The sequence below is a fragment of the Bradyrhizobium semiaridum genome, from assembly GCF_020329505.1.
GTDB classification, from domain to species: domain Bacteria; phylum Pseudomonadota; class Alphaproteobacteria; order Rhizobiales; family Xanthobacteraceae; genus Bradyrhizobium; species Bradyrhizobium semiaridum.
This window is the reverse complement of the sequence record NZ_JAGKJJ010000023.1, coordinates 61875-82539: the sequence shown is the minus strand read 5'-3', so window position 1 is coordinate 82539 and position 20665 is coordinate 61875. Positions and strand designations below refer to the sequence as shown.

The following is a 20665-nucleotide window of genomic DNA, read 5'->3' as shown; positions in this document are numbered from 1 at the left end:
TGCGGAATATGGATTGCTTCGCTTCGCTCGCAATGACGGCGTCAAATGCTGATGCAGATGCGGTTGCCTCACGCCTTGCCGTCGAGTTCGGCGAACACCTCGCGCGCGATGCGGAAGCTGTCGACGCCGCAGGGGATGCCGGCATAGATCGCCGCCTGCATGAATATCTCGCGGATCTCATCGCGGGAAACGCCGTTGGTCAGCGCGCCCTTGATGTGCGCCCGCAATTCGTGCGGCCGGTTCAGGATCGCGATCATCGCGAGGTTGAGCATGCTGCGGGTCTTGCGCGGCAGCTCCTCGCGGCCCCAGACCGCGCCCCAGCAATATTCGGTGACGAGTTCCTGGAACGGCTTGTTGAAGCTGTCCGAGTTCTTCAGCGCGTTGTTGACATAGTCTTCGCCGAGCACCGCCTTGCGGATCTCCAGGCCCTTGTCGTGCGTTTTCTGGTCCATACGTTCCCTCGTAGGTTCATGCGGCGGTTCGGGCCGGGACGTTACGGGCTAGGACGGCGGCAGTCACGCCTTCGTGTTATGCGTATTTCCCGGTGTGGGTTTCGCCCCGAAACGGGTGCCTCAATGCCGCCGCTGTGCTAGGCTGACGTGCTGGTAACCCGGAGATTTTATTGAGCGGTGCCAACCTCGACCCGTCAGAGACCCCCTCTCGCGCGACGCGCGACAGCGATGTGACTGCGCGGCTGAAGCTGACGCAATCCAAGCTGACGGAGGCCCTGCAGCGGGCAACATTTGCGATTGCGTGGGAACGGGCCTGGCCGCATCTGGCGCGGTTCCTGACAGTCGTGGGCTTGTTCCTGGTCGCGTCATGGGCCGGGCTGTGGCTGGTACTGCCGTTTGCCGCACGGGTGACGGGCACCGCGCTGTTCGGGCTTGCCGCGCTCGCGACGCTGCTGCCGCTGGTCCGCTTCCGCTGGCCGACCCGCGACGAGGCCCTCAGCCGGCTCGATCGCGGCGCCGGCATCCGGCATCGTCCCGCGACCACGCTCTCCGACACGCTGACGACGCAGGATCCGTTCGCGGTGGCGCTGTGGCAGGCGCAGCGCGAGCGCACGCTGGCCTCGATCAAGCGCATCCGTGCCGGGCTGCCGCGGCCGCGCGTCTCGCTGCACGATCCCTGGGCGCTGCGCGCGCTGGTCATCGTGATGCTGGTCGCCACCTATGTCGCGGCCGGCGACGAGCGCGGCCTGCGCCTCGTCTCGGCATTCGACTGGAACGGCATCATGGCGCCGGCCAATATCCGGGTCGATGCTTGGGTGACGCCGCCGAACTACACCGGCAGGCCGCCGATCATCCTGTCCAATGCCAACAAGGACGCCGCAGCGGCGGACAGCGGCCCGCTGGCGGTTCCGGCCGGCTCCACGCTGCTGGTGCGCTCCAGCGGCGGCAACATCGACGTCGCGGTCGGCGGCGGCGTGGCCGAGGTCGCACCCGCCGAGGCGGCGCCGAAGGGCACCAACGAGCGGCATTTCAAGATCACGGCCGACGGCACCGCGCATGTCCGCGCCCCGGCCGGCCAGCCGCAGTGGAAGTTCATCGCCACTCCCGATCGTCCGCCATCGATCGCGCTCGCCAAGGATCCGGAGCGGCAGGCGCGCGGCTCGCTGCAACTATCCTACAAGCTCGAGGACGATTACGGCGTCAGTGAAGCCCGCGCGCAGTTCGCGGCGCGTCCGAGCGACGTCAAGGATCCGAGCCGCGACGCCGGCAAGGCGGTGCAGCCGCGTCCGCTGTTCGAGCCGCCGCAATTCGCGCTGGTGCTGCCGAATGCGCGCACCCGCAACGGCGTCGGCCAGACGCTGAAGGATCTCACGGAAGATCCCTATGCCGGCGCCGACGTGACGCTGACGCTGACCGCCAAGGATGAAGCGGGCAACGAGGCCAAGAGCGATCCGTTCAACATGCGGCTGCCCGAGCGGCTCTTCACCAAGCCGCTGGCGCGCGCGCTGATCGAGCAGCGCCGTATCCTGGCGCTCGACGCCAACCAGAACGGCCAGGTGTTCGCCGCGCTCGAAGCGCTGCTGATCGCGCCGGAGATGTTCACGCCGGATGCCGGCCAGTATCTCGGCCTGTTCAGCGTCAGCCACCAGCTCGAGGCGGCGCGCACCGACGACCAGATGCGCGAGGTCGTCGCCAGCCTGTGGGCGCTCGCCGTCACCATCGAGGACGGCAACATCAGTGACGTCGACAAGGCGCTGCGCGCGGCGCAGGACGCGCTGAAGCAGGCGCTGGAACGCGGCGCCAGCGACGAGGAGATCAAGAAGCTCACCGACAATCTGCGCGCCGCGCTGGACAATTTCCTGCGCCAGATGGTCGAGCAGTTCCGTAACAACCCGCAGCAGCTCGCCCGGCCGCTCGATCCCAATGCCAAGGTGCTGAGCCAGCAGGACCTCAAGAACATGCTCGACCGCATGGAGCGGCTGTCGCGCTCCGGCGACAAGGAGGCGGCACGGCAACTGCTCGAGCAGATGCAGCAGATGCTGGAAAACCTGCAGATGGCGCAACCCGGGCAGGGCGACGACGGCATGGAGCAAGCGCTCAACGAACTCGGCGACATGATCCGCAAGCAGCAGCAGTTGCGCGACAAGACCTTCAAGCAGGGCCAGGATTCGCGCCGCGACCGCATGCGCGGCAAGCAGGGCGAGCAGTCGATGGGCGACCTGCAGCAGGATCAGCAGGCGCTGCGCGACCGCTTGAAGAAGTTGCAGGACGAGCTCGCCAAGCGCGGCATGGGTCCGGATCAGCGCGGCCAGAAGGGTCAGAAAGGCCAAAAAGGCCAGAAGGGCGATCAGGCCGAGCAGGGACAGCAGGGCGGCGGCGATCAGGGCGACCAGGGTGACGACGACGGCGATGGTCTCGATCAGGCCGATTCCGCGATGGGTGATGCCACCGGACGGCTCGGCGAAGGCAATGCCGACGGCGCGGTGGATTCGCAGGGCCGCGCGCTCGATGCGTTGCGCAAGGGCGCCCAGAGCCTCGCCGAGTCGATGCAGCAGGGCGACGGCGACCAGCCGGGCGACAGCCCCAGCAACCGCGCCGGCCGCCAGCAGAGCGGCGGAAACCGCACCGATCCGCTGGGCCGGCCGCTGCACGGCCGCGATCTCGGTGACGACTACACGGTGAAGATCCCCGGCGAGATCGACGTCCAGCGCGTCCGCCGCATCCTCGAAGAGCTCCGCCGCCGCCTCGCCGATCCCTCACGGCCGCAGCTCGAGCTCGACTACATCGAGCGCCTGCTGAAGGATTATTGAGCCAGCCGTCATTGCTACGACGGACGAGGACGCTCCCCATCCCCTCCGCTGTCATCGCCCCGGCCTGTGCGCAATTGCGCACATGGACCGGGCGATCCAGTATCCCGCGGCCTATCGGCTCAATAGCGACTGCCTCTGGAATACTGGACGTCGAGCAAGTTGAGCAAACCAATCCGTCATCCCCGCGCAAAGGCTTCGCCTTTATCGCTGGAGTGCGAGCACCTCAGGATGACGGTGTGAGAATTGTAGCGAGCGGCCTGCCCACATCGTCGTCCTGGCGAAAGCCAGGACCCATAACCACCGAATTCGATTGAGAGCGGGATCGCGGCTCCAGCGTCGCACGAAAACAAGCGATTGGAGAAATGGGTCCTGGCTTTCGCCAGGACGACGCTGAATACATTCGCATTCTCTCAGGATGACGGTTCTAGAGCAGGTGGAGGGAAGCTAGCTCGCCTTCCTTGCCGCCAGCGCGTCGGCCACCGCGGTGCGGATGTCGGCGACCGCGAACGGCTTGGTCACGACGTCGTGCACGATCGCCTCGAGGCCCGAGGCGCGCTCGCGCTGATGGGCGAAGCCGGTCATCAGCAGGATCTTCAACGCTGGGAAATCGCGCGCCGCGGTCAGCGCCAGTGCGATGCCGTCCATTACGGGCATCTGAATGTCGGTGAGCAAGAGGTCGAACGCGCCCTCGTCGCGGGTCAGCATTTCCAACGCCTCGGCGCCGTCCTGTGCAGTGACGGTCTCGTGGCCATCCATGGCGATCGCGCGCGCCACCAGCGTGCGCATGGAGTCTTCGTCGTCGGCAATCAGGACACGCGGCATGAGCTCATTTCCGAAAAGCGAATCGCGGGTGGCCTCAGGCGCGGCCGCCGGCGAGGTCCCGCTTGTTGAAGAAGCGTACATCGATATTGCGGCCTTCAGGCGGCGGCGAGGCGAGGCGTGACTTGAAGAAGGCGCGTTCGCCGGGATTGAGCACCGACTGCTCCAGCACCGCATTCCAGGCGTAGATTTCAGCACCCTGCGCGTCGCGCACCGAGAAGCGCAGCCGCGGCAGCTCGACCGGCTTCCGGGTCTGGCCGACGATCATGCCCTCGATGACCAGCACGGGCTTGCCGTCGACGGTTTCGTTGGTGATCTTGAGGTCCTTGAATGCGAGCCCGCGCAGGTTCACCTCGAGCCCGACCATCCTGTAGAACAGCGCCGTCTGCGGCAACAAGCGCACCACGTCGTTGCGCCAGACCACGAGCGCGACGATCAGTGCCGCCATCGCCGCGCAGGTAGTGGGCAGGGCGCCGACCACGGGCATGAAGGGGATCCGGGGCAGCGAGGGCCGGCGGAATAGGCCGGAAAGCCGGGGCAGGCGGAAGCCGCGCTTGGTTCCGGCTGTGCTCAGGCTCTCGGCATGATCGGTGGCATCCTGCTGGGCCAGCTCCGGCCAGTCGGTGCCGTGGCCCGCCCGGTCGCCCTCGCCGGGCCAGTCGGCCGAAATCGGGGGGCTTTCGACGATCGGGGGTTGCCCGTCATGGTCCTGCCGTTCCATCGCCTCCCACTCGCCGGCCGCGTCGCTGCCGGCGGGCACCATCGGCGGTACGGCCTCGCGCGCATCCTCCGGCCGCGCCAGCCAGACCTCCTTGCAGCGGGAACAGCGGACGGTGCGTCCGGCCTCGCCCAGGGTGGCGAGCTGAATGGCGTAGGATGTTGTACAATGCGGGCAAACGATATGCATGGAGCCGAATCTCTACCGTGACTCTGCCCGGATGCTATCTAGCGACCGTTAACGAATCGGAAACCATAACCGAAGCACAACCCGTCTGCGCGGTGCGCGGCCGGTCCGCCGGCCGGGGTGCCGCTGGCGTGGGGTATCGGGCTCTCGGCCCTCTCGAACGGAGCTAGGCTTGGTTCGGTTCGAACATGTAGGTCTTCGCTACGGGCTCGGCCCGGAGATTCTGCGCGACCTCTCCTTCACGGTCCCGGCGCACTCGTTCCAGTTCCTCACCGGTCCCTCGGGGGCGGGAAAGACCTCGCTGCTGCGGCTGTTGTTCCTGTCGCTGCGGCCGACCCGTGGACTGGTCAACCTGTTCGGCCACGACGTCTCGTTGCTGAGCAAGGATCAGGTCGCCGAGCTGCGCCGGCGCATCGGCATCGTGCTGCAGGATTTCCGCCTGCTCGACCACATGACCACCTACGAGAACGTGGCGCTGCCGTTCCGCGTGATGGGCCGCGAGGAATCGAGCTATCGCCGCGAGGTGATCGATCTTCTGAAATGGGTCGGCCTCGGCGAGCGCATGGATGCCTTGCCGCCGATCCTGTCGGGCGGCGAGAAGCAGCGCGCCGCGATCGCGCGCGCGGTGATCTCGCGGCCGCAACTATTGCTGGCGGACGAGCCGACCGGCAGCGTCGATCCGACGCTCGGGCGCCGCCTGCTGCGGCTGTTCATCGAGCTCAACAAATCCGGCACCGCGGTCATCATCGCGACCCACGACATCACGCTGATGGACCAGTACGAGGCGCGGCGTCTGGTGCTGCACCAGGGACGGTTGCACATCTATGAATAAGGCCGGCGACGAGAAGGTGCCGCTGGTCGATCTCGGTCGCGAACGCCCGCAGGTCCCGGCCACCGCGCGCAACATGTCGCCGATCGTGCCGCGCGCCTCGATCGCCGGCCGCGCGCTGGTTGCCGTCGTCGCGATCATGACTTTCCTGGCCTCGCTGACCACGGGCACCGTGCTGCTGGTCAGCGCCTCGGCGGCCGAGTGGCAGTCCGAGGTCGCAAGCGAGGTCACCATTCAGGTGCGGCCTCAGGCCGGCCGCGACCTCGACCGCGATGCACAGGCCGCAACGGAAGCGATGCGGGCGCAGCCCGGCATCCTCGAGGTGCGGCCGTTCAGCAAGGAGGAATCCTCAAAGCTGCTCGAGCCGTGGCTCGGCAGCGGGCTCTCGATCGATGAATTGCCGGTGCCGCGCGTCATCGTGGCGCGGGTGCAGCCGGGCACCACGCTCGACCTCGCAGGCTTGCGCGCCCGGGTGACGCAGGTCGCGCCGACCGCCAGCGTCGACGATCACCGCGCCTGGATCGAGCGGATGCGCTCGATGACCGGCGCCACGATGTTTGCCGGCGTCGGCATCCTCATCCTCGTCATCATCGCCACCATCATCTCGGTGTCGTTCGCCACCCGCGGCGCGATGGCGGCCAACCGGCCGATCGTCGAGGTCTTGCATTTCGTCGGCGCCGGCGACAGCTACATCGCCAACCGCTTCCTGCGCCACTTCCTGCGGCTCGGCCTCGAAGGCGGGCTGATCGGCGGCGGCGCGGCGATGCTGGCATTCGGCTTTTCTGAATCGATCGCCAACTGGTTTTCCGGCACGCCGGTGGGCGATCAGTTCGCGGCCCTGCTCGGCACCTTCTCGCTGCGGCCGTCGGGCTATCTGGTGCTGGCGCTGCAGGCGGTGCTGATCGCGGCGATCACCGCCTGGGCATCGCGGCGCACCCTGTTTGCGACGCTCGATGACATCGACTGACCGCCGTGAGGCCGCGCTGTGCGGTACCGTCATCGGGATCGCACCGGCCGCCCGAATGTGACATTGCGCGCAGATGCCCGGTCTTGCGGCGCGGCAAAACCGGTTTCCACTTTTTAGCTTCATGTTCTAGAATTCCTCGGGGGGAAGGACTACCGCATCACATGAGTTTGGAGACCGACGATACGTCGCCGAACGGCCGTGCCGCGCGCCTGCGGGGCTGGCTGCGCGCGGCCATCGTCGCGCCGCTGGCACTGGCTTTTGTCGCCGCCGGTATCGGCTTTGTCGGCTTCCTGTCGCAGCTGCGCGGGGTCGAGACCGATCCGCCGCAGAGCGCCGACGGCATCGTGGTGCTGACCGGCGGTTCCTCGCGGGTATCAGACGCGATGGAGCTGCTCGCCGCAGGCTACGGCAAGCGGCTGCTGATCTCCGGCGTGCATCCGACCAATGACGCGAGCGACATCTCGCGCTCGCTGCCGGACAGCCAGCGGCTGATGAGCTGCTGCGTCGATCTCGACCGTTCCGCGGTCAACACCCGCAGCAATGCGGCGGAGACGCGACGCTGGGCGCGCGATCGCGGCTTCAAGTCGCTGATCGTGGTGACCTCGAACTATCACATGCCGCGCGCGATCGTGGAACTGTCGCATGCGATGCCCGACGTCACGCTGATTCCGTTTGCCGTGGTCGGCGAGAAATGGCGTGACGAGCCGTGGTGGACAAGTGGCGCGACGTTCCGTCTCCTGCTATCGGAGTACGCCAAATACGTCGCCGCCGAGGTGCGGGTGCGGCTGGCCGATGTCGGTCTCGAGCTGAGGCCCGATCCCGGCGAGCCGCCAAGCGCCCCGCGCCGCCCGGCCACGGCGCAGGCGAATTGATACTGGGACAGAGATGACGTCGATCTTCCTGCGCTCGCTGATCTTCAACGTGCTGTTCTATCTGGTGCTGGTCTTGCTGTGCATCGTCGCGATCCCGACGCTGCTATTGCCGCGGGGCGCGCTGATGGCGCTGCAGGCGGCATGGGCCGACATCAGCCTGTTCCTGATGCGCGTGATCTGCAACATCCGGATCGAATTCCGCGGCGTCGAGAAGATCCCGCAAGGGCCGCTTGTGATCGCCTCGAAGCACCAGTCGTTCTGGGAGACCTTTGCGCTGGTGCGCTTCTTCGAGCACCCACTGTTCATTCTCAAGCGCGAGCTGATGATGATCCCGGTGTTCGGCTGGCTCCTGAAGAAGGCCGGCATGATCTCGGTCGAGCGCGGCGGCGGCCCGCGCTCGCTGCTCAAGACGCTGAAGCAGGCGGCGGCCGAGGTGAAGCAGGGACGCCAGCTCGTGATCTTCCCCGAGGGCACCCGCACCGCGCCGGGCGCGCCGCCCGCCTACAAGGCCGGCGTCGCCCAGATCTATGTCGAGAGCGCCGTGCCCTGCCTGCCGATCGCGCTCAACTCCGGCCTGTTCTGGCCGCGCCGCACCTTCATGCGCTACCCCGGCACGCTGGTGGTCGAATTCCTCGATCCGCTGCCGCCGGGCCTGCCGCGCGACGAATTCATGACCCGGCTGCGCGACCAAATCGAGACCGCCACCACCCGCATCGTCGACGCCGCCCGCGCCGAGCAGGCGCAATTGTTCGGCAGCGTGCCGAGCCCGGCGAAGGGGTAGGGCAGGCGCGGACGAGACGCTACTTCCTCGCGAGCAGGCCGGCGAGGCCGGTGTAATTTCCTGGCCGGAGTGCCCTGAGCTGCGCCTTGGTGTCCGGGCTGATATCGAGGCCGTCGATGAACGCCGCGAGGTCTTCCAGCGTGACCTGCTTGCCGCGCGTCAATGCTTTCAGCTTCTCGTACGGCATCTCGACGTCGGCGACGCGCAGCACCGTCTGTATCGCTTCGGCCAGGACCTCCGGATGAGCCATGAGCGCATCGCCAAGCGCCTGTTCATTCACGCCGATCTTGCTGAAGCCGCGTGCGAGCGCGTGATAGCCGATGAGTGAATGGGCGAATGCGGTGCCGAAGGTCCGCGCCACGGTGGAGTCAGAGAGGTCGCGCTGCAGGCGCGAAACCGGCAGCTTTCGCGAGAGGTGCTCGAACAGCGCGTTGGCGATGCCGAAATTCCCTTCCGCATTCTCGAAATCGATCGGGTTCACCTTGTGCGGCATGGCGGACGAGCCGATCTCGCCGTCTTTCGGCTTCTGCGTGACCCATCCGTCCGAGATGTAGCGCCACATGTCCTGCGACAGGTCGAGCAGGACCGTATTGATGCGGCGGAGATTGTCGAACATCTCCGCGTAGGTGTCGTGCGGCTCGATCTGGGTCGTCACCTCGTTGAGCTCGAGGCGAACGAAATGCGTGTTGCCCGCGCCTTGCGCATTCAAGCGCTCTGCAAAGGAATGCGCAAAGGCGAGCCAATCGACCTGCGGCAGGGCCACCATCTGGGCGTTGTAGTTGCCCGACGGCCCGCCCCATTTGACCAGAACGGAACTGTTCCTGAGCGGCGTGATTTGCTTTTCGAGGCGCTTTGCAAAGACGTTCATTTCCTTGCCGAACGTCGTCGGTGTCGCGCTCTGGCCGTGGGTGCGGGCGAGCATGGCCGTGTCCGCATGAGCCCGGGCGAGGCCAACGATCTCATCGTGCACTCTCTTGAGCGCCGGCAGCATGACCGCTTCGAGCGCGCCGCGGAGCGCGAGCGCGTGGGCGACGCTGTTGACGTCCTCGGAGGTCAGCGCGAAGTGGACCCATTCGAGCACGTCGGCAAGGCTCGAGTCCTTGAGCCTGAGCTTGATGAAATATTCGATCGCCTTCACATCGTGGTTCGTTGCAGGAATGCCGCCATAGCCATCCCGCTCGATCTGCTTGACGATCTGTGCGTCTTCGACCGTGATATCCGGCAACGCCCGGAGCATCGTCTTCTCGGCCGGGGTCAGCGGGCGCATCCCGATGCCCTTGGTATCCGAGAGCGCAATGAGATATTGGCATTCGGCGATCAGGCGCATCCTGATCAGCGCGTACTCGCTGAAATACTCCGCCAGCGCTTCGGCGGTCGCACGATAGCGGCCATCGACGGAACTTATTGCAGTCAGCGGTTCGAGATGCATCGGGATCAGCCATTGCTCCGGGTCTGGCTTGGCAATAACAACAACGACGGATGCATTCTAGCAATTTCGTTACGACGGACGTCGCCGACCTCGGTCGAGCGCCGAAGGGGAGATTGCTACCTGAGGGAGCCGCAATAGATCGCGGCCGCTTACAGCATCGCCGAGGCGATCTTCTCCGCCGACATCAGGACCGGGAAATTGGTGTTGGCGCATGGCACCACGGGGAAGATCGAGGCGTCGACGACGCGCAGGCCCTGGATGCCCTTGACGCGGCCCTGAGTGTCGACGACAGCCATCGGATCGTCGTCCCGCCCCATGCGGCAGGAGCACGAGGCGTGCCAAACGCCGATGGTGCCCTTGCGCACGAACGCCTCCAGCGCCTCGTCGTCGTTGATCACGTCGTCGAAGCTGAAACCTTCGACCACGAAATTGTCGATCATGTAGTGGCGCAGCGCAGCCGGGCCGTCCATCAGCACCGCGGCGATGCTGGTCAAAATCCGGTTTTTGTTGCTGACGACGCCGATCTTGCGGACGCGGTCGGTGTAGGACGCCGGGAACGGCTTATCGGTCACCGCCTTCACGGCATCGCTCATCTGCACCGCCGCCATCTTGCGGAAGCCGCTCATCAGGCGGTCGAGGTCGCGCCGGTCCGAGAGCAGGTTGAACTCGACGATCGGCTCCGCCTCGGGTTCGCGCGAGGCCAGCTTGACCTGACCGGTCTCGGAATAGGTCTTGTTGACGAAGGTCAGCAGCGAGCCGATCTGCGCGCCGACCGCGTGCCAGGCCGACTTGCTGAGCACGACGACGAACATGTCGCCCTTCGGGACATCAGGCAGCCCGGAGGAATAGCGCAGGCCGAGCTGCATGTGGCGCCTGGTGTGCCCGTTCATGCGTGCGCCGCGGCGGACAAAGGACGAGAGCGAAATCGACGGATGGTCCATCAGGCGCTGACCAACGCCTGCGAGGCCCATCCGGACCGGAATGCCCATGTCCCGGAGGTGGCCGACCGGCCCGATGCCGGCGCGCAACAGATGCGCCGGCGAATGGATCGCGCCGCTGGAGAGGATGATCTCGCGGCCGCGGAATTCCTGCTCGCGGCCATCGACCTTCGCCTTGACGCCGACGCACTGCGTGCCTTCGAACAGCAATTCCCTGACGTGCGTATTGGTGGAGATCGTGAGGTTGGCGCGCTTGCGCGTGTCGCGATCGAGATAGCCCATCGCGGCGGAGACGCGCTGCTCGGCCTGGTTTGAGTGGGTCACCGGGAAATAGCCGTCGACGAACTCGCCGTTCTGGTCCGGAATGAATTGATGGCCGGCCTGCCGGAATGCCTCGGCGAACGCCTGCGAATGCCGCGTCCAGTGCTCCATTGGGATCCGGCGGACGGGAATGCGGCCGTCCTTGCCGTGGTACGGCCCGTCGAAATCAAGGTCGCGCTCGACCTTCTTGAAGAACGGCAGCACGTCGTTCCAGCTCCAGCCGGCGGCGCCGCGCGATTCCCATTCATCGTAATCGGTCGGTGCGCCGCGGTTGGCCATCTGGCCGTTGATCGACGAACCGCCGCCGAGCACGCGCGCCTGCTCGTATTTGCGCAAGGGAGGACGTGGTTCGTCCGGATTGTTGTGACTGACGATTTGGGTCGTGACCTTGAGCTCGGTCCAGTGGAAGCGCGGATCGAAATAGGCGGTGCCCGGATAGCTGTCGCGGATTTCGGCCGGCTCGTTGCCGGGCGGCGTGTCCTGCCCGGCTTCGCAGAGCAGGACCTTGTTGGCGCTTTTTGCGGACAGCCGGTGTGCCAGCACCGACCCTGCCGAGCCGCCGCCGACGATAATGTAGTCGTACACGATGGACGTTTCCTTTTTTGATTTTTGTCCGGAAACGATAGCGGGATATTATCTCGACGTCACGCGGCTGGGATGCGGCAGTTCGCGCGACCGCGCAGCAAGGTCGCTGTTCGGTCGGCATTTTTCGCACCTGGCGGTCATCGCTTCGGGGCGCGCCCGCGGATGTGGTCAAAGCCCTGCTTGATCGCGGCGAAGCGCGCTTCGACGAGCGGCTCGAATTCGAGATCGGTGAAGATATACGGCCAGTCCTCTTCGATGCCTTCGCGGACGAGTTCACCGACATAGATCGGATCGATGCCCTGAGAAACGCGTTCCCGGATCAGATTGATCCGCTCGGCAAGTGGGCCCGACGTCGGCGGCGCGCGGACCGCGCCCTCGAAGCGCCTGGGGAGGTTGCGCCCCGAGTTCACGATTTGCGTGCGGATGAAGCCGGGGCACAGCACCGAGACGCCGATTCCGCGCGGCGCGAGCTCAGGCCGGAGTCCTTCGGACAGCGCGACGACGCCGTACTTCGAAACATTGTATGGATTGCTCGCCCCTGAAATAAGACCGGCAATCGAGGCTGTGGAGACGATGTGTCCGCCCTCGCCATGCTGCTCGATCAACGGCCCGAAAATCTCGATTCCCCAAACGGTCGCCATCAGGTTGACGCCCATGGTCCAATCCCACGCCGCATCGGTCCAGGTGCCGTAGGGCCCGCCGCCACCAACGCCCGCGTTGTTGACGAGGATGTGCACCTTGCCGTAGCGGGCAATCGTGGCTTCGGCGGCCGCCACGAGTTCGGCTTTGAGCGAAACATCCGCTTTGACGCCGTCGACATCGACATTGGTGAGCTTCAGTTGCGCGAGCGCCGCGGACAACGCCGCTTCCTCGATATCGCAAAGCATGACTTTCGCCCCGGCCTGGGCGAGAGCGGTCGCGATTCCCAGTCCAATGCCCGAGGCCGCGCCGGTCACGAACGCGGTCTTTCCAGCGAGTTCTTTCACGCGCAGTCTCCCCCATGTCAGCCGACACCTCGCCCGAAAGCGCCACGTGTCCCGGAGCAGCATTTGACCGCACTTTCGCGCGATTGGAAAGCGTGCCGGCGGATATCGATACGACCTGTTTGAGCTGCGGAGAGCCAATTCCGAACAGCGGAATTGCGCATCCCAGGTCCCGCACGATGCTCATGGTTCTTGCCGCTCTCCGTGCCACCGCATTCAGGAGCATGTCAGCCCGTGCTCGCTGAATTATCAGCCACATTTTGGCCATAGCCGGTTACTTAAAGGCCTCCGCGGGCCTTTGCCCGCCCTGTCATTGCGTCGTCCGGCCGATGCGGTCGCTTCGCAAATTGATCGCGGGATCATCCGCGAATCCCTCTCCCACATGGATGGTCTCCGCCAACAGCAAGAAGGACTATTGTCATGCGTAAAATCCTCGTTGCGGTTGCCGTGTTCTCGGCGCTTGCTTCATCGGCTGCCGAAGCCCGCGGCCGGCATCATCATCACCGCCATTATGCACATTCGGGACGTCCGGCTGCGTGGTGCGGCTGGTACATGCGCACGCAGGTCGGCAGCGATCCGGGCCCGCAGTTCAACCTGGCGCGATCCTGGGCGCGGTACGGCAGCAATGCGGGCGGCCCGTCGATCGGCACGATCGTGGTCTGGCGTCATCACGTCGGCAAGATCGTCGGCCAGCAGAACGGTCAATGGATCGTGCAGAGCGGCAATGACGGGCACGCCGTTCGCACCCGGCCGCGCTCATTGGCCGGCGCCATCGCGTTCCGCAACGCTTACGCTTCGTTCTAACCTCATCGCGCATTAGCGAAAACGGCTCGCCAGTATACGAACCGTTCATCAACGCCACCTAGGTTGGCTGTGGCTTCGCCAGAAGCCTCTCAGACAGGCGCCGTCGTCCGTGTTGACCGGACGGCGGCGCCGCTTCGAATGGCCGCACATGCCCAAGAAAGCGAAGAAGGCTGCTATCCCTGCATTCTGGTCGGCTGCCTATTTCAGCGTCTGGAACGGCGTGGCCGTCGTCGCCGTGACGACCGGCGTGCTTGGCTTCTTGCTCGTCGCCAAACACTATTTGTGAGAGCAGGTCCGGGGCCGACGCCGGAATGCTGCATGCCGCCGAACGGCATCATGTGGCTGATGGCGCGGTAGGTGTTCACCCACACCGTGCCGGCGCGCAGCTGCTTCGGCGCGCGGATGGTGCGGGCGAGATCCTTGGTCCAGATGCCGGCGGCGAGGCCATAGATGGTGTCGTTGGGATCCGGATGGCGTCTTCCTCCGTGTCATCGCCGCGCCGGGGTCAGGACGCGCGCGCCACCCGGCGGGCGCGGCGTGCCACCCGCTTGCGCTGGGTCCAGAGCCGGGCGCGGTCGAGATAGAGGTAGACCACCGGCGTCGTGTAGAGCGTCAGGATCTGGCTCAGGATCAGGCCGCCGAAGATCGCGATGCCGAGCGGCTGGCGCAGCTCGCTGCCTTCGCCGAAGCCGATCATCAGCGGCACTGCGCCGAACAGCGCGGCGAGCGTCGTCATCATGATCGGCCGGAATCGCATCAGGCACGCCTCGAAGATCGCATCGCGCGACGACAGGCCGCGCTGCCGCTCGGCGTCGAGCGCGAAGTCGATCATCATGATCGCGTTTTTCTTGACGATGCCGATCAGGAGGATCACCCCGATCGCGCCGATGATGTCGAAATCGGTATTCGACAGCATCAGCGCCGCGACCGCGCCGACGCCGGCCGAGGGCAGCGTGGAGAGGATTGTCAGCGGGTGGATATAGCTCTCGTAGAGCATGCCGAGCGAGATGTAGATCGTCGCGAACGCCGCGATGATCAGATAGATCTCGCTGGCCAGCGCCTGCTGGAAGATCTTCGCCGAGCCCGCGAACCCGCCGTGGATTCCCGCCGGCATGGCGATCTCGTGCATGACCCTTTCGATCGTCTCGGTCGCCTTGCTCAAGGAGACGCCGGGCGGCAGGTTGAAGGAGACGGTGCTGGCGACCAAGAGGTCCTGGTGGTTGACCGCGAGCGGCGTCTCGCCGTGCTCGAACCGCGCCACGCTCGACAGCGGGATCATGGTCTCCTGGCTGGTGCTGACGGCGCTGCCGGTCGACGCCACGCCCTTGCCGGTGGCGCCGATCGAGTTGGTGGCCTGGTTGCGCACCACGCTGGCCGCGACCGAGGCGACCGAGCTCTTCTGCGATGCGGAGGAGACCGTGCCGGCGATCGCGTTGCTGCTCTGGCTGCCGCTCGCCGCTCCGCCCGCGGTCGAGATGTAGACCTCCTTCAGGGTCTCCGGATCCTGCGAGTAGCGCGGCGCCACCTCCATGATGACGTGGTACTGGTTGCGCGCGACGAAGATGGTCGAGACCTGACGCTGGCCGAACGCGTCGTACAGCGTGTTGTCGACCTGACTCATCGTGATGCCGAGGCGGGCGAGGGCGTCGCGGTCGATGACCAAGTTGGATTGCAGGGCGCCGGCGACTTCCGCCAGCCGGTCGCGCAGCCGCTCGATCACCTTGTCGGCGCGCAGTTTGCGTTCGGCCATCGGCTTCAGCGAGGCGAACACCGTGCCGGTGTTGGTGGCGCCGCCCGGACCCGCACCGCCGCCGCCGGTAAAGCCGACCGCGGTATCGACCGCCGGATCGCTCTTGACGATGTCGATGTACTGCGTGAGCTTCTGCTTCATCAGCTGGAACGAGGTGCTCTGGTCGGCCTGGATCGAGCCGATCAGCAATCCGGTATCCTGCTGGGGCACGAAGCCCTTGGGCACCACCGCGTAAAGGTGGAAGTTCAGGTAGAGCGTGGTGCCGAGGATCAGCATCACGAGCAGCGGATGGCGCAGTGCGACCGCGAGCGTCGCTCGGTAGCCGCGCAGCATCAGCTCGAACACCCATTCGCTGAACCGGTAGATCCGCCCGTGCTGCAGGCCGCGCTCGCTTCTCAGCAGCACGGCACACATCATCGGCGTCGTGGTCAGCGAGACCACCAGCGAGATCGCGATCGCGATGGTGATGGTCATGGCGAATTCGCGGAACAGGCGACCGACCAGTCCGCCCATCAAGAGGATCGGCACGAACACCGCGATCAGCGACACGCTCATCGACAGCACGGTGAAGCCGACCTCGCGCGAGCCGAGCAGCGTCGCCTCCAGCCGCGACATCCCGGCATCCATGTGGCGGGCGATGTTCTCCAGCACCACGATGGCATCGTCGACCACGAACCCGGTCGCGACCGTCAGCGCCATCAGCGAGAAGATGTCGAGGCTGTAGCCGAGCAGATACATCACCGCGAAGGTGGCGATCAGCGAGACGCCGACCGCCACCACCGGCACCAGCGTCGCGCGCGCGTTGCGCAGGAACGCGAACACGACCAGGATCACCAGCGCGACCGCGACCAGCAGCGTGATCTCGACGTCATGCAGCGAGGCCCGGATGGTCTGCGAGCGGTCGACCGCGAGCGTGAGGTCGATCGCCGGCGAGACCGAGGCCTTGAGCTGCGGCATCAGCCCCTTCACCTGGTCGACCATCTTGATGATGTTGGCGCCGGGCTGCCGGTACACGATCATCACCACCGCCGGCTTACCGTTGGAGAGGCCGAGCGTGCGGACGTTCTCCACGGAATCGATGACGTCGCCGACATCGGTGAGGCGCACCGCGGCGCCGTTGCGGTAGGCGACCACCAGCGGCTTGTAGTCGTTCGCCTTCCGCGCCTGGTCGTTGGCGTAGATCTGGTAGCGCTGGTCGCCGACGTCGATGCCGCCTTTCGGGCTGTGCGCATTGGCGCTGGTCAGCGCGGCGCGGACGTCCTCGAGCCCGATGCCGTATTTGTACAGCGCCGCCGGCGTCAGCTCGACCCGCACCGCGGGCAGCGATCCGCCGCCGACCGAGACCTCGCCGACGCCCTCGACCTGCGACAGTTTTTGCGCGAGCACGGTGGACGCGGCGTCATAGAGCTCGGCCGGAGTCAGCGTGTCCGAAGTGAGCGTGTAGATCAGGATCGGTGCGGAGGCGGGGTTGAACTTGCGGTAGGTCGGATTGCTGCGCAGGCTGGTCGGCAGATCGGCGCGTGCCGCGTTGATCGCCGCCTGCACGTCGCGCGCCGCTCCGTTGATGTCGCGGTTGATGTCGAACTGCAACGTGATGCGCGCGGATCCGAGCGAGCTCATCGAGGTCATCTCGGTGACGCTGGCGATCTGGCCGAGATGCCGCTCCAGCGGGCTTGCCACGGTCGCCGCGACGTCGGCGGGGCTGGCGCCGGGCAACGTTGCCTGCACCATGATGGTCGGGATGTCGACATCCGGCAGCGGCGACACCGGCAGCTTGAAGAACGCGATGACGCCCGCCACCACGAGCCCAAGCGACAGCAGCGTGGTGCCGACCGGCCGGCGGACAAAGGGGGCGGAGAGGTTCATGCTTTCAGCGGTCGACGTCGTTGCCCGCCAGCTTCTATCCGTCGGCGTTGTAATGCAAAAGCCCAAATGTCACAGCCCGCCGCCACACCTCCGCCGCGATCGGCCGGATGTACGGCACGAGGTGCCGAAATCGATGGAACAAGCAACAACTGGCAACAATGGTGTAGAGTGGGCAAGCCAATCGCGATCGAGGACCATAACCACAGGGCTTGGTTGTCAAGGCAGGCTGCGGCTCAGTGTGGCGCAGCAATGCGCAGTGGTGGTTATGGGTCCCTGCTTTCGCAGGGACGACACAGAGAATCCTTCGCTCCACCCATCCTACGGGCCTCAGCCCTGCTCGGCTTCACCTACCGCGCGCATCGTGGTGCAGCGTGCCGGCGTCGCGCAGCATCGCCGCGAGCTGGTGCAGCGGCGCGTCGCGAAAGCCTTGCTTTTCGATCGCGGCCACCGTGGAGAGCACGTAGTCGCGGTTGTCGCCGGAGCGGCCGTGGCCCTGCTGCACCAGGCGCAGTTGCTCGGTCAGCGACAGCCGTCCGGCATATTGCACATGGCCGCGGTCGACCACGTAGGCCAGCGCGCTGACGCGCTGCCGCGCCTCGTTCTCCAGCCACACCGAGCGCGTCACCTCGCGATAGACGTTGGTGGTCTGCTCGCGGGAGCGCAAATAGGCGACGGTGTCATTGCGCAGATGCGCCGCGACGCGAAAGGCGATGCCGCGGCAGGCGCCGCCGCGGTCGAGGCCGAGCACGAGACCCGGCTTCTCCGGTGTGCCGCGGTGATCGAACGAATAGACGCAGAGCGCGCGGTGCTCGCCGATCAGACGCGCCGGCACCTGTTCCAGGAACTCGAAGCCCGGCTTCCACATCAGCGAGCCGTAGCCGAACACCCATAGCTCGCCGTCAGCGCTGTCGGATTGGGAAATATTTGCTGGCATGGCGCTGATGGGCTAGCAGAACGCTCCGCCCAAGCGAAGCAAATTCCGTTCTGTTTCCAAGGCTTAACCTTTCGATCGCCGCACCGGCGCTTAGATTTGACAAATTCGCACGCCAAAGGACCCGCATGTCCGACCTGACCTCAACATCGCGCCGGCGCTCGCGTTTCGGCCTCTACGCCGTGCCCGTCGTGGTCCTGATCGCCGCGCTGGCGTGGAGCGGCTTCTGGTGGTTTGCCGCCTCGCAGGTCGGCGTCCAGGCCGATGCTTGGCGGGCGCAGGAGGCCAAGGCCGGCCGGATCTATGATTGCGGCAACCGTTCGGTGGCGGGCTACCCGTTCCGGTTTGAAGTCCGCTGCACCGATCCGAGCGTGATGCTGGTCTCGCAGACCGCCTCGCCGCAAATGGCGTTCGTGGCACGCCTCGCCGAGATCCTGGTGGTGGCGCAGGTCTATGATCCGAAACTCGTGATCGCCGAGTTCAAAGGGCCGGCCAGCATCGCCGAGCGCGGCGCGCAGCCGTCGCTGTCGGTGAACTGGCGACTCGGGCGCAGCAGCGTGGTTGGGCTGCCGGCGGTGCCGCAGCGTGTCTCGCTGGTATTCGACGATCTCGCGCTCGACCGGATCGCCGGCGCAGTGCCATCGCCGCTGGCGCGCGTCGGCCATATCGAGCTGCATGGCCGGCAGGTCGAGGGTTCTGCGCCGGACAGCCCGGCGATCGAAACCCAATTGCAGATCAACGGCGGCACATTGCAGGACGTGCATCCGCTGCTGGCGCAGCCGTTCAATGCCGACATCCATGCGCGGCTGAACGGGCTGAAGGATTTTTCGCCAAAACCCTGGCCCGACCGTTTCCGCGAGATCCAGGCGGCCAACGGCAGCGTCGAGATCCAGCAATCGCGGATCGAGCAGGGCGATTTGCTCTCGGTCGCCGCCGGCACCTTGCGCCTCAATGCGCAGGGGCGCATCGAGGGCGAGCTGCAGATGACGGTCGCCGGGCTCGAGCGCGTGATCCCCGCGCTCGGCATCGAGAAGATGCTGGAGGAGGGCGTGCCGCAGGCGACGCTCGATCGAGTCGCGCCCGGCGTGAAGAGCCAGGACATCAACAATCTGTTCGGCGCGCTGGATCGCGCGGTCCCCGGCCTCGGCAAGGTGATCAAGCAGAACGCCAATGCCGGCATCACCGCGGGCATCAATTCGCTCGGCAAGGACGCCGTGCTCGAAGGCAAGAAGGCCCGCAGCTTTCCGCTGCGCTTCGCCGACGGCGCCGTGTTCATGGGCCCGCTGAAGGTGGGACAGGTCCCGCCGCTGTTTTGAGGACTCGCTGCATCCGGGCTACGCAGTACGCGTCGTGGCTGAGGCTCTCGCCCCATCGTCGTCCCGGCGAAAGCCGGGACCCATAACCACAGGATTGTGTTGTTGAGGCAAGCTGGGGCCCCTGCGACCCACAACAATACACAGCGGTGGTTATGGGTCCCGGCTTTCGCCGGGACGACACCGAATTTTGTTTCGGTGCCGCGCCGATTTCGTGTTGATCCGCTGCGCCAATCTGTCCCGTGGCCGCGGCCGGGCGATACGCTACCCTTCCGGAAAATTCGAGGGAGGACATATGCCGACGCATCTCAATCGCCGTCGCTTCATCGCTGCCGGTTCGGCGGCCGCCGCGATGCCCTTGGTATCGCGCAGCGCCTTCGCGCAGGCCTGGCCATCGCGGCAGATCCGCATGATCTGCAGCTACCCGGCGGGCGGGCAGACCGACCTGTTGGCGCGTGCCTTCGGCGAATACATTTCCAAGCAGGTCGGGCAGACCGTCGTCGTCGAGAACAAGGCGGGGGCCTCGGGCTCGATCGGCGCGGCCGAGGTCGCGCGCGCGGCGCCGGATGGACACACCATCCTGTGCTCGATCTCGACCACCTATGTGATGAACCGGGCGATGATGAAGAACCCCGGCTACGACATGGACAAGGACCTTACGCTGGTCAGCGTCATCCCCGGCGCCGGGCTGCTGCTGGTGGCGCATCCGAAGCTCGGCATCAAGAATCTCGACGACTTCGTCGCCTTCGCGCGCAGGACCGGCAAGGTGAATTTCGGCACCTACAGCGCGGGCTCCGCGCCGCACATGACGATCAACGAGCTCAACAAGCAGTATGGCCTCATCATCGAGCCGATCCATTATCGCGGCGAAGCGCCGATGTGGACCGGGCTTGCGGAAGGCACGCTCGACGTCGCGATGGGCAGCTACACGGCGGCGCAAACCGTCCTGCAGGGCGATCGCGGCGTCGTGTTCGCGGTGCACACCAAGAAGGTCGACGCGATCCCCCATATCAAGACGCTCCCGGAGCAGGGCGCGACCTCGAAATTCTTCACCGTGAGCGGCTTCTCGGGCTGGGCGGTGCCGAAGGCGACGCCGCAGCCGATCGTCGATCGACTGTCCGAGCTCTGCGTCGCCGCCAACAACGATCCGAAAGTGAAGGAGGTTCTCGCCACCTTCGTGCTGGAGCCGGCGATCGGCTTCAAGGAGAGCAATGCACTCTACCAGCGCGAATTGCCGGTCTGGATGGAGGCCGCGCAATCGCTCGGCCTGCCGCCGGCGTAGACCGCGGCCTTGCGATCGCAGGGACGGCG

16 protein-coding genes and 1 pseudogene are annotated in these 20665 nt (G+C 65.9%); 8 read left to right on the top strand and 9 right to left on the bottom strand.

All coding sequences use genetic code 11. The annotated features are described in order from the left end of the window. Positions 1-68: 68 nt before the first annotated feature. The gene (locus J6500_RS23690) at positions 69-452 is read right to left on the bottom strand and encodes a carboxymuconolactone decarboxylase family protein (RefSeq protein WP_225715106.1); all 384 of its coding nucleotides are present in this window, start codon (positions 450-452) and stop codon (positions 69-71) included. A 170-nt stretch (positions 453-622) separates the two neighbouring features. Between J6500_RS23690 and J6500_RS23685 the strand changes: the two genes are divergently transcribed. Continuing rightward, a complete protein-coding gene (locus J6500_RS23685) occupies positions 623-3262 on the top strand; it encodes a TIGR02302 family protein (protein ID WP_225715105.1) in 2640 nt (879 codons plus the stop codon). Between the two features lie 444 nt (positions 3263-3706). On the opposite strand, the gene J6500_RS23680 is transcribed toward J6500_RS23685, so the two are convergent. Next, a complete protein-coding gene (locus J6500_RS23680; protein WP_225715104.1) occupies positions 3707-4084 on the bottom strand; it encodes a response regulator in 378 nt (125 codons plus the stop codon). Between the two features lie 34 nt (positions 4085-4118). Then, positions 4119-4988 carry an MJ0042-type zinc finger domain-containing protein gene (locus tag J6500_RS23675; RefSeq protein ID WP_225715103.1) on the bottom strand — a complete coding sequence of 290 codons (870 nt, stop codon included), beginning with the start codon at positions 4986-4988 and terminating at the stop codon, positions 4119-4121. Positions 4989-5157: 169 nt separating this feature from the next. On the opposite strand from J6500_RS23675, the gene ftsE reads away from it, so the two are divergent. The 4 genes from ftsE (at position 5158) to J6500_RS23655 (ending at position 8434) form a co-directional block, all read left to right on the top strand. Beyond that, positions 5158-5817 (top strand): cell division ATP-binding protein FtsE, encoded by a 660-nt coding sequence (gene ftsE, locus J6500_RS23670; protein WP_225715102.1) that lies wholly within the window; start codon positions 5158-5160, stop codon positions 5815-5817. Beyond that, entirely contained in the window at positions 5810-6781 is a 972-nt protein-coding gene (locus J6500_RS23665; RefSeq protein ID WP_225715101.1) for a cell division protein FtsX, read from the top strand. The genes ftsE and J6500_RS23665 overlap by 8 nt, the downstream gene beginning before the upstream one ends. Before the next feature lie 161 nt (positions 6782-6942). Next, positions 6943-7653, top strand: a complete 711-nt coding sequence (locus J6500_RS23660) for a YdcF family protein (protein WP_225715100.1) — start codon at positions 6943-6945, stop codon at positions 7651-7653. A gap of 13 nt (positions 7654-7666) precedes the next feature. Further along, positions 7667-8434, top strand: a complete 768-nt coding sequence (locus J6500_RS23655; RefSeq protein WP_225715099.1) for a lysophospholipid acyltransferase family protein — start codon at positions 7667-7669, stop codon at positions 8432-8434. A gap of 19 nt (positions 8435-8453) precedes the next feature. Here J6500_RS23655 and purB read toward each other — a convergent pair whose 3' ends face one another. From purB to J6500_RS23640, 3 genes are all read right to left on the bottom strand, one after another. Beyond that, positions 8454-9863: an adenylosuccinate lyase gene (gene purB / locus J6500_RS23650; protein WP_225715098.1), complete on the bottom strand. Its 1410-nt coding sequence runs from the start codon at positions 9861-9863 to the stop codon at positions 8454-8456. Positions 9864-10012: 149 nt separating this feature from the next. Beyond that, entirely contained in the window at positions 10013-11707 is a 1695-nt protein-coding gene (locus J6500_RS23645) for a GMC family oxidoreductase (RefSeq protein ID WP_225715097.1), read from the bottom strand. 137 nt (positions 11708-11844) lie between these two features. Beyond that, complete coding sequence (locus J6500_RS23640; protein ID WP_225715096.1) at positions 11845-12693, bottom strand: SDR family NAD(P)-dependent oxidoreductase; 849 nt, start codon at positions 12691-12693, stop codon at positions 11845-11847. 417 nt (positions 12694-13110) lie between these two features. Between J6500_RS23640 and J6500_RS23635 the strand changes: the two genes are divergently transcribed. Beyond that, the gene (locus J6500_RS23635; RefSeq protein ID WP_225715095.1) at positions 13111-13494 is read left to right on the top strand and encodes a C40 family peptidase; all 384 of its coding nucleotides are present in this window, start codon (positions 13111-13113) and stop codon (positions 13492-13494) included. Between the two features lie 203 nt (positions 13495-13697). Here the strand turns inward: J6500_RS23635 and J6500_RS23625 are convergent. From J6500_RS23625 to J6500_RS23615, 3 genes and pseudogenes are all read right to left on the bottom strand, one after another. Then, positions 13698-13984: pseudogene (locus J6500_RS23625) on the bottom strand (aldehyde dehydrogenase family protein); the annotation flags it as partial. 15 nt (positions 13985-13999) lie between these two features. Then, positions 14000-17110, bottom strand: coding sequence for an efflux RND transporter permease subunit (locus J6500_RS23620; protein ID WP_225715093.1), 3111 nt, complete (start codon positions 17108-17110; stop codon positions 14000-14002). Positions 17111-17453: 343 nt separating this feature from the next. Next, complete coding sequence (locus tag J6500_RS23615) at positions 17454-18044, bottom strand: gamma-glutamylcyclotransferase (protein WP_225715092.1); 591 nt, start codon at positions 18042-18044, stop codon at positions 17454-17456. 125 nt (positions 18045-18169) lie between these two features. Between J6500_RS23615 and J6500_RS23610 the strand changes: the two genes are divergently transcribed. Further along, positions 18170-19357, top strand: coding sequence for a DUF2125 domain-containing protein (locus tag J6500_RS23610; protein ID WP_225715091.1), 1188 nt, complete (start codon positions 18170-18172; stop codon positions 19355-19357). Positions 19358-19649: 292 nt separating this feature from the next. Further along, complete coding sequence (locus J6500_RS23605) at positions 19650-20636, top strand: Bug family tripartite tricarboxylate transporter substrate binding protein (RefSeq protein WP_225715090.1); 987 nt, start codon at positions 19650-19652, stop codon at positions 20634-20636. Positions 20637-20665: the final 29 nt, after the last annotated feature.

Coding starts and splice junctions, on each gene's coding strand:
- J6500_RS23610 (WP_225715091.1), top strand. CDS start 18,170: ATGTCCGACCTGACCTCAACATCGCGCCGGCGCTCGCGTTTCGGCCTC.
- J6500_RS23605 (WP_225715090.1), top strand. CDS start 19,650: ATGCCGACGCATCTCAATCGCCGTCGCTTCATCGCTGCCGGTTCGGCG.
- J6500_RS23680 (WP_225715104.1), bottom strand. CDS start 4,084: ATGCCGCGTGTCCTGATTGCCGACGACGAAGACTCCATGCGCACGCTG.
- J6500_RS23615 (WP_225715092.1), bottom strand. CDS start 18,044: ATGCCAGCAAATATTTCCCAATCCGACAGCGCTGACGGCGAGCTATGG.
- J6500_RS23635 (WP_225715095.1), top strand. CDS start 13,111: ATGCGTAAAATCCTCGTTGCGGTTGCCGTGTTCTCGGCGCTTGCTTCA.
- purB (WP_225715098.1), bottom strand. CDS start 9,863: ATGCATCTCGAACCGCTGACTGCAATAAGTTCCGTCGATGGCCGCTAT.
- J6500_RS23690 (WP_225715106.1), bottom strand. CDS start 452: ATGGACCAGAAAACGCACGACAAGGGCCTGGAGATCCGCAAGGCGGTG.
- J6500_RS23620 (WP_225715093.1), bottom strand. CDS start 17,110: ATGAACCTCTCCGCCCCCTTTGTCCGCCGGCCGGTCGGCACCACGCTG.
- J6500_RS23655 (WP_225715099.1), top strand. CDS start 7,667: ATGACGTCGATCTTCCTGCGCTCGCTGATCTTCAACGTGCTGTTCTAT.
- J6500_RS23660 (WP_225715100.1), top strand. CDS start 6,943: ATGAGTTTGGAGACCGACGATACGTCGCCGAACGGCCGTGCCGCGCGC.
- J6500_RS23665 (WP_225715101.1), top strand. CDS start 5,810: ATGAATAAGGCCGGCGACGAGAAGGTGCCGCTGGTCGATCTCGGTCGC.
- J6500_RS23675 (WP_225715103.1), bottom strand. CDS start 4,988: ATGCATATCGTTTGCCCGCATTGTACAACATCCTACGCCATTCAGCTC.